The sequence below is a fragment of the Variovorax sp. Sphag1AA genome (genome assembly GCF_014192575.1).
GTDB lineage: Bacteria > Pseudomonadota > Gammaproteobacteria > Burkholderiales > Burkholderiaceae_C > Variovorax.
In genome coordinates this window covers 591290-604895 of record NZ_JACHYC010000003.1, presented here as the reverse complement: position 1 = coordinate 604895, position 13606 = coordinate 591290, and the positions used below count along the sequence as shown (strand labels likewise).

Annotated in this window: 12 protein-coding genes; 1 reads left to right on the top strand and 11 read right to left on the bottom strand. The window is 66.8% G+C overall.

Translation table 11 applies throughout. The annotated features are described in order from the left end of the window. Positions 1-41: 41 nt before the first annotated feature. Positions 42-1649 carry an MFS transporter gene (locus tag FHW64_RS14660; RefSeq protein ID WP_260303840.1) on the bottom strand — a complete coding sequence of 536 codons (1608 nt, stop codon included), beginning with the start codon at positions 1647-1649 and terminating at the stop codon, positions 42-44. Positions 1650-1728: 79 nt separating this feature from the next. Next, positions 1729-2382 carry a dihydrofolate reductase family protein gene (locus FHW64_RS14655; protein ID WP_184527326.1) on the bottom strand — a complete coding sequence of 218 codons (654 nt, stop codon included), beginning with the start codon at positions 2380-2382 and terminating at the stop codon, positions 1729-1731. 114 nt (positions 2383-2496) lie between these two features. Here FHW64_RS14655 and FHW64_RS14650 point away from each other — a divergent pair, with 114 nt between their 5' ends. After that, positions 2497-3957: an amidohydrolase family protein gene (locus tag FHW64_RS14650; protein ID WP_260303839.1), complete on the top strand. Its 1461-nt coding sequence runs from the start codon at positions 2497-2499 to the stop codon at positions 3955-3957. Positions 3958-3984: 27 nt separating this feature from the next. Here FHW64_RS14650 and FHW64_RS14645 read toward each other — a convergent pair whose 3' ends face one another. The 9 genes from FHW64_RS14645 to FHW64_RS14605 form a co-directional block, all read right to left on the bottom strand. After that, on the bottom strand, positions 3985-4620 hold the full coding sequence (locus tag FHW64_RS14645; protein ID WP_311733307.1) for a DUF2894 domain-containing protein: 636 nt from the start codon (positions 4618-4620) through the stop codon (positions 3985-3987). Then, entirely contained in the window at positions 4613-5260 is a 648-nt protein-coding gene (locus tag FHW64_RS14640; RefSeq protein ID WP_184527937.1) for an OmpA family protein, read from the bottom strand. The genes FHW64_RS14645 and FHW64_RS14640 overlap by 8 nt, the downstream gene beginning before the upstream one ends. Then, positions 5260-7350: a DUF802 domain-containing protein gene (locus FHW64_RS14635; protein WP_184527322.1), complete on the bottom strand. Its 2091-nt coding sequence runs from the start codon at positions 7348-7350 to the stop codon at positions 5260-5262. The genes FHW64_RS14640 and FHW64_RS14635 overlap by 1 nt, the downstream gene beginning before the upstream one ends. Positions 7351-7359: 9 nt before the next feature. Continuing rightward, positions 7360-8037, bottom strand: a complete 678-nt coding sequence (locus FHW64_RS14630; RefSeq protein ID WP_184527320.1) for a DUF3348 domain-containing protein — start codon at positions 8035-8037, stop codon at positions 7360-7362. Positions 8038-8148: 111 nt separating this feature from the next. Further along, positions 8149-8592: a hypothetical protein gene (locus tag FHW64_RS14625; RefSeq protein WP_184527318.1), complete on the bottom strand. Its 444-nt coding sequence runs from the start codon at positions 8590-8592 to the stop codon at positions 8149-8151. A gap of 57 nt (positions 8593-8649) precedes the next feature. Next, complete coding sequence (locus FHW64_RS14620) at positions 8650-9840, bottom strand: amylo-alpha-1,6-glucosidase (protein WP_184527316.1); 1191 nt, start codon at positions 9838-9840, stop codon at positions 8650-8652. Position 9841: 1 nt separating this feature from the next. Then, positions 9842-11626: an IlvD/Edd family dehydratase gene (locus tag FHW64_RS14615; protein WP_184527314.1), complete on the bottom strand. Its 1785-nt coding sequence runs from the start codon at positions 11624-11626 to the stop codon at positions 9842-9844. Next, positions 11623-12387: an SDR family NAD(P)-dependent oxidoreductase gene (locus tag FHW64_RS14610; RefSeq protein WP_184527312.1), complete on the bottom strand. Its 765-nt coding sequence runs from the start codon at positions 12385-12387 to the stop codon at positions 11623-11625. The genes FHW64_RS14615 and FHW64_RS14610 overlap by 4 nt, the downstream gene beginning before the upstream one ends. Positions 12388-12420: 33 nt before the next feature. Then, complete coding sequence (locus FHW64_RS14605; RefSeq protein WP_184527310.1) at positions 12421-13605, bottom strand: fumarylacetoacetate hydrolase family protein; 1185 nt, start codon at positions 13603-13605, stop codon at positions 12421-12423. Position 13606 lies beyond the last annotated feature (1 nt).

The window sequence follows — 13606 nt, the reverse complement described above, 5'->3', positions numbered from 1 at the left end:
TAGCGCGCGATCTGCGCGCTGGCGAATGGCTTTTCTTCCGCTCAGGAGCTGCGTTCGGCGAGGTAGTGGCGCGTGATCACCGCTTCGCCTTCGACCTGGAAGCTGCGGGCGTTCGACTCGAGTTCCATGCTCGCCACGGTGGCGCGCGATCGCTGGCGCAGGTAGTCGGCCCACGAGGTGACGATGAAGCGCTCGACGTACCGTGTCGGGTCGCCGAGATCGCGGTAGATGCGCCAGAAGGTCGCGCCGTCGCGCCGGCGCGGCACTGCGAGCAGCCGCACCGCATCGAGGAAGCGCGATGCATCGGCCTCGCGAATGCAATAGACCACTTCGACTGCGACCGGGCCGGCTTCGAACTCAGGCTCGCTCGCGAGCGAGAGTTCGTCCGATTGCGCGACCTGCGTGACTTCGTCGTCCGCGCCCATGCGCAGCGGATAGGGCCGGGCGAGCGCCACGCTCGCGAGCATGCCGGCGGCGGCGATGCACAACGCGGCCGGCAATCCCAGCAGACTGGAGACGGCGCCCCATAGCGCCGATCCGAGCGCGAAGGAACCCAGCGAGCACAAGGTATGCATCGATGCCGCCCGCGCGCGCACCCAGGGCGATGCGCTGGTCTGCGTGGCGGCGTTGAAGGTCGACATCATCGTCATCCACGCCGCACCGCCGATCACGAAGGTCACGTACACCAAGGCGTGCCAGGTCACCAGTGCGCCGACCAGCATGGCGATCGCGAAGATCACGCAGCAGGCCATGGCGAGCGTGTCGAGCCCATAGCGCGCGCGCATGCGTCCGACGAAGAAACCCGCCGCGACTGCGCCGCTGCCCAGGCAGGCCATCAGCAGGCCGAAGCCCGCTGCGCCGAGTTCGAGCCGATGCGCCGCGATCACGGGCAGCAGCGCCCACAGCGCCGAACCGAGCCCCGAGTAGGCTGCAGTCCGCACGAGCTGCGCGAAGATCGCCGGCGAATGGCGCGCATACCGCAGCGCACTGACCATGCCGGCCCAGAGCCGCTCCGCCGGCAGCTTGCCGACGGTGGGTGGCGCGGGCGGCCAGCGACGGGTGGCGTAGCTCATGCCGATGGCGGTGAGCACCGCGAACGCGAACACCGCGCCGCCGCCGGTCCACGCGAAGATCAGCCCCGCAAGCGCCGGCCCGACGGCGCGCGCGCCGTTAAAGGACATCGAGATCAGCGTGATGGCCTGCGGCAATTGCTTGCGGCCCACGGCATCGCTGACCGCCGAGTTCCACGACGGCGATTGCAGCGCTGTGCATACGCCGAGCAGGAAGGTGAAGAAGAGCAAGGTCGTCGGCCCGGCCCACCCGACGAACGCGAGCACGGTGAGCAGTAGCGCCGCCGCTGCGTAGACGCCCTGCACGCGCAGCATCAGCTTGCGGCGATGCGTGGTGTCGGCCAGCACACCCGCCGGCAGCGACAGCAGGAACATCGGAAGAAAGGAAGCGGTCTGGACCAGTGCCGAGAGAAACGACGAGCCCGTGACCTCGATCATCAGCCACGAAGCGGCCATGTTGAGCATGGCGTTGCCGACGAAGAAGAGACTGCCGGCCGTCCAGAGGCCACGAAAGGCCTCGGTCTTCAGGGGACTCCAGATGGATGGCGCGGACGTGGCAGTGGCAGCGGGTGTGTTCAAGCGCGGGAATCCATCGGCGGGCGCCGGCCATTATCGGCGCGCGCTGCGCTCCGGCCGAGTCGCCCGGTGGACAGCGGCATCAGCCGCGCTTGCGCAGGAACACGTGCGTCGCCCGCTCGCCGGCCACGCTGCGATGGCATTCATAGCCGAGTGCATGCAGGTCGAGGCCCTGGAAGAGGTTCTCGCCCGAACCCATCAGCACCGGCCGGACCGCGAGATGCAACTCGTCGATCAACCCGGCCTGCAGGTACTGCCTGACGGTCGAAACACCACCGCCGAGCCGCACGTCGCGCCCGCCCGCTGCGGCCTTTGCCTGCTGGAGCGCTGCGTGAATGCCTTCAGTCACGAAGCGGAACTCGGTGCCGCCCTTCATCGCGAGCGGTTCGCGCGGATGGTGGGTGAGCACGAAGACGGGCGTGTGATACGGCGGCTCGTCGCCCCACCAGCCCTTCCAGCTGTCGTCGGGCCATGGGCCGCGCACCGGGCCGAACATGTTGCGCCCGAGGATCCAGGCACCCAGGTTCGCGAAACCTTCTTCGGCCATCGAGTTGTCGATGCCGGTCTCGCCTTCGCTGCCGCCATCACCATGCATTGCACGGAAGAAGCGCGTCGGGAAGACCCACTCCATCAGCTCCGGACCGCGAACGCCGAGCGGGTTCTGCAGGTCCTGCGCCGGCCCCGCGCTGAAGCCGTCGAGGGAGACCGAGAAGCTTTGCACACGTAGTTTGGACATCGGGGCATTCTTGCAGGCACAGGCATGCGCCGCAACCGGACCTTCGATTCGGTTGACATGCCTCGTTGCAGAGAGACACCATGCACGGACTCATCGATCCGCAAGGAGACCCTTTTGTACGCATGCTCATCCCTCACCGGCGACACAGTCATCCGACGCGCCGTGTGCCTGTGCCACCGTCCGGAGCTTCATTCGCTGACCCGTCGCATCAACGCAGAACTCACGCGCCGTGGCTTCGTGGCCGGCATGGCCGCATCGGTCGCGTCGGTCGCGGCGCTCGGCTTTCCTTTGAAGGCAAAGGCGCAGACCCCCGAACAGCCGAAGTCGACACTGTTTACCAACGTTCGCATTTTTGACGGCCGCTCCGCTCAGCTGCGTGACGGCCACCTGCTCGTGGAAGGCAATCGCATCAAGTCGATCGGCGCTGGCACCCCGGCGACCCCCGCAGGCGCGCAACTCATCGATTGCAAGGGCCGCGTGATGATGCCGGGGCTGATCGATGCGCACTGGCATTCGCTGTTTGCGGCGCTGCCGCTGCCGGTGCTCCTGCAAGGCAACATCGGCTACATCCATCTGGCGGGCAGCGCCGAGGCCGAGCGCACGCTGTTGCGCGGATTCACCACGGTGCGTGACCTCGGTGGCCCCACCTTCGCGTTCAAGCAGGCGATCGACGAAGGACTGATCGCCGGGCCGCGCATCTACCCGTGCGGCGCGATGATCACCGGCAGCGGCGGGCATGGCGACCTGCGCCCGCTTTCGGACGTGCCGCGCACGCCCGGCGTGCCGAGCTTTACCGAGAGGACCGGCGCGGCCGCGATCGTCGACGGCCCCGACGAGATTCGCTTGCGCGTGCGCGAACAGCTCACGCAGGGTGCATCGCAAGTCAAGATCGTGGGCGGCGGCGGTGTCTCGTCGCCGCGGACCCCGCTCGACCTGACGACCCTGAGCGAGGCCGAGGTGCGCGCGGCCGCCGAAGTCGCGAGGGACTGGAACACCTACATCACGGTGCACGCCTACGCGTCGAATACGGTGCAGCGCGCGATCAACGCGGGCGCGGGTTGTGTCGAGCACGCACACCTGATGGACGACGCGACAGCCAGGCTGATGGCCGACAAGGGCGTCTGGCTCAGCACGCAACCCTTCCTGTCCGACGAGGACACCGGACGGCTGACCGGCCAAGGCGCCATCTCCGCGCAGCAGGTCTTCGGGGCCACGGACGGCCTCTACAAGCTTGCCAAGAAGTACAAGATCAAGACCGCCTTCGGCTCCGACATGCTGTTCTCGCCCGCGCTGGCGCAGCGGCAGGGCATCATGCTCACGCACCTCACGCGCTGGTTCTCGAACAGCGAAATTCTCACGATGGCAACGTCAACCAATGCGCAGCTGATGGCGCTATCGGGGCCGCGCAATCCCTATCCGGGCAAGCTGGGCGTGCTGGAAGAGGGCGCTTATGCGGACCTGTTGCTGGTCGACGGCAATCCGCTCGACAACATCGCGCTGCTCGCCACGCCGGACACGAGCCTGATGATCGTCATGAAGGACGGCAAGATCCACAAGAACACCCTCAAGGCCTGAACGCAGGCCCTTGGGCGAAGGGCCGCTTCAGCGTCGTTTGCCGCGACCGCTTTTCTTGCCGGTTTCGGCAACCTGCGCGCTTGCAACGGCGGGGCTGCGCGCGTTCGCGTCGTCGAGCCACAGGAGTCCGTCGACGTACGACATGAACTTGTTGAGGTACTCCGGCGAGAGTTCGTGCATCAGCGTGAGTGCGCGGTGCACGAGGTGATGCGAGTTGAGCGGCCCCGCGTTTTCCGGCACCTTGGCGAGCGATTGATTGAGCCGGCGGTCGGCGCTCAGGCGCGACCAGGTGCTCTTGAAGTAGCTGAGCGTCTTCAGTTCGCCCGAGGGAACCGGGGTCGCTGCTGAGCCAACGGCGGTCGGCGCGGCATGCTGCCCGATGTGCTCGACAAGCTCGGCGAGCGCACTGCGCTGGATGGGCTCCGGGTCGTTGCCCGGCGCAACCTGCGCGGCGTCACGGGACTTTTGCAGCGCTTCGGCATAGGCCGCCATATGCGTCTGCAACCGCTCGTCCAGCAGGCGCCGTGCTTCACCGCCGTAGCCCGCCGTACGACGCGCCAACGCTTCGATGAAATGAAAGCGCACCGGATCGAAGCGGTGGTCGCCGCGCTGGCGCCACTCGTCGATGGTGGCGTTGCTGTCGCTGGCTGCGTCGTTACTCACGATGCCCGGGGATGCTGTTCGACGGCCGTGGGGTCGGCGCCATTTCCACGCGACGGTTTCGCGCGCGTCCCTCTGCATCGGCATTGGATGCGACCGCCTGCTCCGAACCGAAGGCCGCGGCGAACACCGATGACGAAGGCAATCCTTCCTCGATGAGCGTACGCGTCACAGTCAACGAGCGTTGCGCCGACAACTCCCAGTTGTCCGCGAATTGCTTGCTGCCGCCGCGCACCTGGCGGTCGTCGGTGAAGCCGCTCACCATCAGGATCTCGTCGCGCGAGCGCAGGTAGGCGGCAAGCGGTGCGGCGAGGCTCCTGAGCAACTGGCGACCTTCCGGCTGCAGATCAGCCGAGCTCACCGCAAACAGCACGCTGCCGCTGATGCCGATGCGCCCGTTGTTGAGCGTCACGCGGCCGGCGGCGAGTGGGCCCTGAAGAGCCTTCTCCAGCGCTTCGCGGCGCTGCGCCTCGATGCGCCGCTTCTGTACCTCGTCCTGCAGCTTCGATGTGAGGTCGAGCTGCATGCCGATCGCGCACACGAGGATCAGCACGAAAGCGCCGAGCAGGCCCGCCATCAGGTCGCCGAAGACCGCCCAGACCGGCACCTCCGGCTCGAGGCCGGCATCGACGTCGTCGTGCATCACGCTTCGCTGCCTGCAGTGGCCTGGCGGTTCGCGATCTGCTGGAGGTCTTCGACCACCTGCTTCTGCGACATGATGCTCAGGTCGATCACCTCGCGCGCCTGCGCGACGTAGTAGGCAAGCTGCTCGTCGCTGCGCGCGATCGATTTGCCCAGCGCCGCTTCGATGCGCTGCAGATGGCCCACCAGCTTGTCGTTCGATTCGCTGAAGAGGCCGACTGCATGGCCGAAGGCTTCGCCGAGGCTTGCCACTTCGACCGCGCTGCCGGTGAGTTGCGCGGCGACTTCGCCCATCTTGCCGGTCTCGGCTTCGAGTTGTTCGGTGAAGCGGCTTCCGACGCGTTCCAGCAGATCGGCCGAGGAAGCGACCAGCGCATCGATGGCGCCTCGCTGTTCGGTCGAGGCATGGTTCACCGCATCCAGCAAGGTCTTCAGCGTTTCGAGGATGTGGCCGCGCTCTTCCAGCATCGCGTTGTCGCGCGCCATGCTGTCGGAGAGCTTCTGGCGCAGTTCTGCCACCACCTCGGCCGCGGCCTTCGGGGCTTCCGATGCGGCCTCGAGCAGTCGGGCGGTCTCGGCGATGGTGCTCTTCGCATGCGCTTCGGACTGCGCCGCGATGTCGCGCGCGGTCTGCGCCATGGCTTCGCTGAGCTGCTGCTGCTGCGTCGCGGCGTGTTCGCCGGCCTGCTGCCATTCCTGATGCAGCGAGCCTGCCATCGATTCGAGCGAGTGGTTCCACGCGGACAGGCGCTGCTCGTCGCGCGCGGCGAGTTCGGTCTGGAGATTGGCGTGCGACTCGTCGACCTTGCCCAGAAGCACTGCCGAGTGCTGCTCGAAGGTCGCGGCAGCGGCGGCGAGCGCCTGTTGCGTGTCGGCCGCGAGCTTCTCGCTCGTGCGCTCGTGCTGCGCCAGTGCGCCACCCCAGGTGTCAGAAACGCTGCCGACCGTGCTTTGCAGATGCGTGGAGACGTCTTCGACCAGCGAGGCCGAGCGTTGCTCGAAGGTCTCGGCGAACTGGCCGAGTGCGCCGCGCAGGTCGGTCGAGAGGGCTTCGTTCGTGTTCTGGTGCTGGGAGAGTGCGCTCTTCCACGTATCGGCGACGCTGGCGGTCATCGTCTCGAAGCGGCCCGAGAGCCCTTCGAGCTGCATCTGCACCGTGCTCGCGACCTTGTCGTGCAGCGATGCGGTCTCGCGCGCAATGCCGGCCATGGTCGTCTCGACCACTGGCTGGATGGTTGCGCCTGCGATGCGCGCGCTTTCGGTGAGGCTCTGCTGGAGCGATTGGCCGACCGACGTAGCCAGGCCGGTGTATGCGGCCTCGGCGCGTGCGTGGAAATGGTCCTGGCTTGCGGCGAGGCGCTCGCTGATGGCCACGCTCTGCTGCTCCATCGTCGTCATCACGGCGTGCAACTGGCGGACCAGGTCGGGCATCACCTGGGCCTGCTGCTGCAGCAACCTGAACGATTCCTCGCGCTGATACGCCAGCGAGTGCACCCGCAGGCTGGTGGCGATCCGCGTGTCCAGCAGTTGTCCGGCGCGCAGGCGTTCGCGTCGGCACAGTGCCGAGGCGAGGCCCAGCATCGCCGAAGCGGCCACGCCGGCGACCGAGGTGCCGAAGGCCAGTCCCAGGCCCTTGACCGGCGCGGACAGCGATGCGCGCACCGCTTCGAGATCGGTCGCGCTGTCGAGGGCCATGCCGGTGCCCTTGAGCGTGACCACCATGCCGACGAAGGTGCCCAGCATGCCGAGCAGCACCAGCAGGCCCACGAGATAGGGCGTCAGCGCAGGACCGGGCAGCCCGACGCGTTCGCCTTCGACGCGTAGGCGCACCGCATTGCGCAGCGAAGGATGCAGGGTGTCGAGCCAGTCGGCGAGCTTCGGGGGCGATTCAGTAGTCGTCGCGGTGGCCTGCACCAGCGACGAAGTCGCCTGCTGGTAGCGATGCAGTTCCAGCGCGCCGACGATGTAGAACGCGGCGATGAGCACGATGACCGCGAGTGCCAGTGCGTTCGTGCCGGCATAGCCGAGGCCCACCCAGCCCACGGCCGCCAGGCCGGCCACGAGGACGGCATGTAGAAGAGTTCTGTTCATGAATGCGGGTTACTTCATGCGAAGGGCATCGAGCAGCCCTTCGACGGGTTGAAATCGAAAATCCAGTTCGGCGAGCAGCACATCGCGTGCGTCGCGGCGGAAGATGTCGAGCCATGCGCCGGTTTCGGTCGATTCGGCGTCCTGGCGTAGCCGGCCGAAATGCTTCTCGAGCACCTTGGGCACAGTAGACAAAAGGCTGCGTTCGCGGGTGCCCAACACTTGTTCCATCACGACATCCACTGCGGCCAGCTTTGCCATCTCGGGCGAGCGGGCCGCAAGCCGCGACCGCAGCTTGCCGCGCAATGCGCCGACACCCGCTTCGATGGCCTGCTGCCGCGCCTGGTAGCGCTGGCGGTAGGGCGAAAAGTCGGTCTCGGCGTCATCCGCTGCGGTTTGGGTCTGCTGGGGCGCGGCGAAGGTGCTGTCTTCGGCGATTGCCTTGGTGAGCGCGGCCCGCACGCGTTGGCATTCGCCTTCTTCGGCGCGGGATGCACTCTTTCCGCTGGATGTGCCAGAGGCACCGGCCACGGGCACGCCGTCAAGGGCTGCGGAAAGGGAGATGGCGTCCGTCCAGCTGAACCATTGGCTCAGCCGATCCGACGTGGATGCGCCGGATTCGCGAACATCGGGGCCGGCCAGTCGATCGAGCAAGCGAATGAGCGCCGAGCCAGTCAAACTCCTGCGCATCGACACTTGTGCACCTTACCGCCAGCTGGAAAAGCCCAGCAGTCTAACTGATGAGCCCTTCCGAACCGCCCCCAGAGGGGCAGGTGAGGGTAAGCACCTGCAACGCGGCGTTCAGTCGAGCCACTGCAGCCCGTTGACCGCGATGTCGTAGCGGGCGCTTTCCTGGGGCGTCATGGCGGCCTCGAGCTGCGAGAGTTCCAGCCGCTCGTCGTCGTGCGCCACCCACTCGAAGAGATGCGACGGCGGCATGTCGGCCACCTCGTCCTGGTCGCTCCAGGACTGGAGGCGAGCGGTGGCGCTTTCGAGGAGGAGGCGCAGGAACAGCGCTCGCTCCAGCCGGACCTGGGCGCGTTCTTCGGTACTCATCGCATTGGCGAGCTGGTCGATCCGTTCCTGGTACAGGGTCATGCGCAGCCAGAGCTCGTCGCACGACAGATCGGGGTACTTCCAGACCTTGGGCGACAGGCGTTTGCATCCGAAGTGGATGCGGGAGCAGGCCAGCGCCTGCAGGAGCCGAAGGATCAGTTGCTGCGAAGACTGCGAAAACGCGCTCATCTTGAGCGCCATCAAAGCAAAGGCGTGGGGCAGTCCGCGTAGGACGATCCGCCGTCCTCAGGCGGGCGTCTGTCGCCGGGCGTCGCCGAGCGTGCGGTGGGCGAGGAGGAAAGTCGCGGCGTTCCAGCTCTGTCCAGCCATGCCCATGGGCTCCAGCGTGCGGCCGTGGAACCATTCGGTGAAGCGCCATTCGCCGTGTGCATTCGCTCGCGCGAGGTGGGCGAGTGCTTGCCACGCCCGCTCGCGCAGCCCGAGCTGCGCCAGTGCCAGCACCCAGTAGCCGCCCACGAAAGGCCAGATGCCGCCGTTGTGGTACTGGTGCATCAGGTTCTGTTGGTGCCTCGCCATGTACGGCCGCCACAGCGGGTGCTGCTGGGTCAGCGGATGCAGCGCCACGCGCACCGGCCACGGCTCGGCCGCCTGAGCCGTCGCGATGGTGTTCACGATGCGGTGGGACATCGCCTCGTCGGCCAGGCCGCCCTGGATCGCGAGGAGGTTGCCGAACACGTCGCCCTCGTCGCCGACCACCGAGAGGTTGACGAAGCTGAGGTAGAGCCCCGGATCGCGCCGGCCGCGCCGCGCGTAGTGCCCCAGGAGCCGTGCACGGTGGTATTCGGGCAGGTCGCGCTGGAAGGGGTTGAAGAGGTGGTTGAAGTGGTAGTACGTCTCTTCGGCATGCGCGAGGGCGAAGCGGCGCTTGACCTCGTACCAGAGCGCATTGGTGTAGAGCACGTAGCCCGAGCGCGGCATGATGTCCGCCCAGTCGCTCGCCTCGTTCTGCTGCAGCAGGCGGAAGTGCTGGTGCTCCTGCGCGAGCAGCCAGTTGATCGCGCGTTCGACGCCGTCCTGCCAGTGCGCGGAATCGACGCTGCCGGCGCGTCGCACATGGTCCACCGCGATCAGCCACCACAGGGTGGCGTCGATGCAGCCGAGGTACCAGAAGTCGGCATCAAGGCCTTCCGGGTCGACGTACTTCGGGACCTGGCCATTGGGCGCCTGCTGCGCGGCGAGCGCTTCGAGGCTCGCGACCGCGCCTTGCTCGAGCGACGGCACGCCGCTGCCGCACATTGCCATCACGCAGATCGCCGCATCGCGCCCGAAGATGCGCGTGTAGCGGCGCGCGACGGCTGCCTCGGTGCGGCTCGCGGCCAGGATGCCGTGCGGCGTGAGGTTGCGCTCGAGGAGTTCGAGCGAGGCCTGCGAGCAGGTGTCGATGAGTGCGAGGTCGTCGGGCGCGAGGCTGGTCACATCAATGATTGTGACGAGGTTGATCGCCCGCCACACCGCGGTACTTGATCGCAAGTTCCATGCAAGCGCCTGACTCGAGTTGGCCGACAGTCGAGCGATAGACCTCCTGCCACGGCGTCTGGCTCGGCCGGATCGGCGGTACACCTTCGCTCTTGCGGCGCGCGATCTCCTCGTCGGACACCAGCATGTTGCATTGCCCGGTATTCACGTCGATGCGGATGACATCGCCCGTGCGCAGCCAGGCCAGGCCACCGCCGATGGCGCTCTCGGGCGAGGCGTTGAGGATCGACGGGCTGTCCGAGGTCCCCGACTGCCGACCGTCTCCCAGCGTGGGAAGACTGGTGATCCCGCGTTTGAGCAGCGCATCCGGCGGCTGCATGTTCACCACTTCCGCGGAACCGGGCCAGCCGACGGGCCCCGCGCCTCGTATCACGAGGATGCAGTTCTCGTCGATGGCGAGCGCCGGGTCGTTGATGCGCGCGTGATAGTCATCCGAATCTTCGAAGACGATCGCGCGGCACTCGAACTGGCCTTCCGCGCCCGGACGGCTCAGGTAGCGCTCGCGAAACTCCGCGGAGATCACGCTCGTCTTCAGGATCGCGAAGTCGAAGAGATTGCCGCTGAGAACGAGGAAGCCGGCGCGGTCCTTGAGGGGATGAGCGAACTCGCGGATCACTTCGCGGTTCGCGCTTTGTCGATCCTGGATGTTCTGTTCCATCGTCTTGCCGGTGACCGTCGGCCGCGCGCTGCGCAGCAACCCGGCCTGCTGCAGTTCCCACATGATGGCCGGAACGCCGCCCGCGCGATGAAACGCTTCGCCCAGGTACTTGCCCGCCGGCTGCATGTTCAGCAGCAGCGGCACGTCGAAGCCGAATTCAGTCCAGTCGCTCGGACGCAGATCCACGCCCGCATGACGCGCCATGGCCATCAGATGCGGCTGGGCGTTGGTGGAACCACCAATCGCGGCGTTGACGACGATCGCATCGAGGAATGCGTCCCGCGTGAGGATCGACGACGGGCGCCGATCCTCGAAGGCCAGCTCGACGATGCGGCGGCCGGTCTCGTAGGCGATTTGCCCGCGCTCCCGATAGGGCGCGGGAATCGCGGCGCAACCGGTCAACGACAGGCCCAGCGCTTCAGCAAGCGCATTCATGGTCGAGGCCGTTCCCATGGTGTTGCAGTGGCCGACCGAAGGCGCCGATGCGGTGGCGATGTCCATGAACTTCGCTTCGTCGATCTTGCCGGCCGCCAGCAGCTTTCGGCTCTTCCAGATCGCCGCCCCGGAGCCCACGAGTTCGCCTTCGAACCAGCCGTCCAGCATCGGGCCGCCAGACAGCACGATCGTGGGAATGTCCACGGTCGCCGCGGCCATGACTTGCGAGGGCGTCGACTTGTCGCAGCCCGTCGTCAGCACGACCGCATCGATCGGGTACCCGTGCAGGATCTCGACCAGCGCCATGTAGGCCAGGTTGCGGTCGATCGCCGCGGTGGGCCGCCTGCAGTTCTCGAAGGTCGGATGCACGGGGAACTCCATCGGAATGCCCCCGGCATCGCGGATGCCATCGCGCACGCGCTTTGCCAGTTCGAGATGGACGCGGTTGCAGGGATTCAGGTCGCTGCCCGACTGCGCGATCCCGATGATGGGCTTGCCGGAGCGCAGTTCCGCCGGCGTGATGCCGTAGTTCATGAAGCGCTCCAGATAGAGCGCTGTCATGTCGATGTGGTCGGGGTTGGCGAACCAGTCCTGCGATCGGAACCGCCGGGTGGTGCGGGCAGCTTCGGTCATGCGCCGTACCAGCCTGCGTCCACGAAGTACTCGCGCCCAGAGCACCGGGCCGCGTCGTCCGACGCCAGAAAGAGCGCCATCGATGCGACATGCGCCGGATCGATGCGCTGGTGCAGGCACTGGGCTGCGACAACCTGCGCTTCGCTTTCGGGGGTTTGCCACAGCTTCATCTGGCGCGGCGTGCGCACCGCACCCGGGACGATGCAATTGACGCGGATGTTGTACCTGCCGAGGTCACGAGCCAGTCCCTTGGTCAGCCCCTCGATGCCCGCTTTGGCCGTCATGTAGATCGACAGGCTGGCCAGCGCGAGGTGCCAGGAGATGGAGCCGAGGTTCAGGATCACGCCGCCGCCAGCTTCGCGCATGCCGCCCGAGACAGCTTGTGCGCAGAAGAACTGGTGCCGCAGGTTGACGGCGATGCGTTGGTCCCAGTAGTCCGGCGTGACGGCGCCGACTTCGTGTCGATCGTCATTGGCGGCGTTGTTGACGAGGACGTTGATGGCGCCCCCCGATGCCTGGATCGCGTCGAAGGTCGCCTGCACAGCCTGGATGTCGGTCAGGTCGCAGCGATGGAAGACGGGAGGGTGCGCGGTGTCGCGCAGCTTCGATTGAAGCGCCCGGCCGTCCTCGTCCGCAATGTCCAGGAAGAACACCTTGGCCCCTTGCCGGGCGAAGGCTTCGACCATGGCCGCGCCGATGCCGGAGCCCCCGCCCGTGATGACGACGCGCTTGCCGGAAAGGCTCGGATAGATGGCTGACATGGATGGTCCTTTTCTTGTTGGTGGGTTTGTGCCTCAGGAAACGGCAACGCCGCGGGAGGACAGATTGCGGTAGAGGGCCCTGACGCCGAAGGTCCAGGGCGCGATCGCATCGGAGCGCTGCACCTGATTGACCAGCGTGCCCAGCGACGGCGTCGAGATCGTCACGCGGTCACCCAGGCGGTGCGTGAAGCCTTTGCCTTCGGCACCCCGGTCCTTGATGGGCGAGAACATCGTGCCGAGGAACAGGAAGAAGCCGTCCGGATATTGGTGGTGTGCGCCGCAGGTCTGCCGCACCAGATCGGCGGGGTCGCGGCTGATCTCGGCCATGCGGCTGGAGCCTTCCAGCGTGAAGCCGTCGTCCTGCCCTTCGATGGTGAGGTTCACGGTGCATGTGCGGATGGTGTCCAGCGTGAAGCCGTCATCGAACAGGCGCACGAATGGCCCGATCGCGCAGGAGCCGTTGTTGTCCTTGGCCTTGCCCAGGAGGAGGGCGCTGCGGCCTTCGATGTCGCGCAGATTGACATCGTTGCCCAACGTGGCGCCGACGATCTCTGCGCGGCTGTTGACGGCGAGCACGATCTCGGGCTCGGGGTTGTTCCACGATGAGGTGGGGTGCAGGCCGACGTCGGCGCCCAATCCGACCGCCGACATGGGTTGGGATTTCGAGAACACCTCGGCATCGGGGCCGATGCCGACCTCCATGTACTGCGACCACGTGCCCTGGCGGATCAGTTCGCGCTTGAGCGTTTCCGCTTCCGGCGAGCCGGGCCGGATGGCCGACAGGTCCGAACCGATCGTGCGCTGAAGGTCGATGCGGATCTGTTCGGCCTTGGTGGCGTCACCGCCGGCCTGTTCCTCGATGACGCGCTCCAGCAGGCTCACGGCGAAGGTGACGCCGCATGCCTTGATGGCCTGCAGGTCGCACGGCGCCAGGAGCTTCTCGGCGCCGGCTTCTGCCGGGGCTGCCATGGATTTGTCGAGCCACCCGGCGACATCACCGAGCGATTCGCCCTTGCAGTTGCGCACGAATTCCAGGAGGTCTTGCCGATCGAGAAGGTCGGAAACGGTGGGGGCCGAGGCGGTGATGTCGATCACCTGCCCGCCGCGCACCAACACAACGCAAGGTCCGTTGACCGGGCCGGCACGCCAGACGCGGCCAACAAGCAATGCGGTGGAAACGTCGGTGGGGAGAAACGATGAATGAAGGTTCGATTGCATT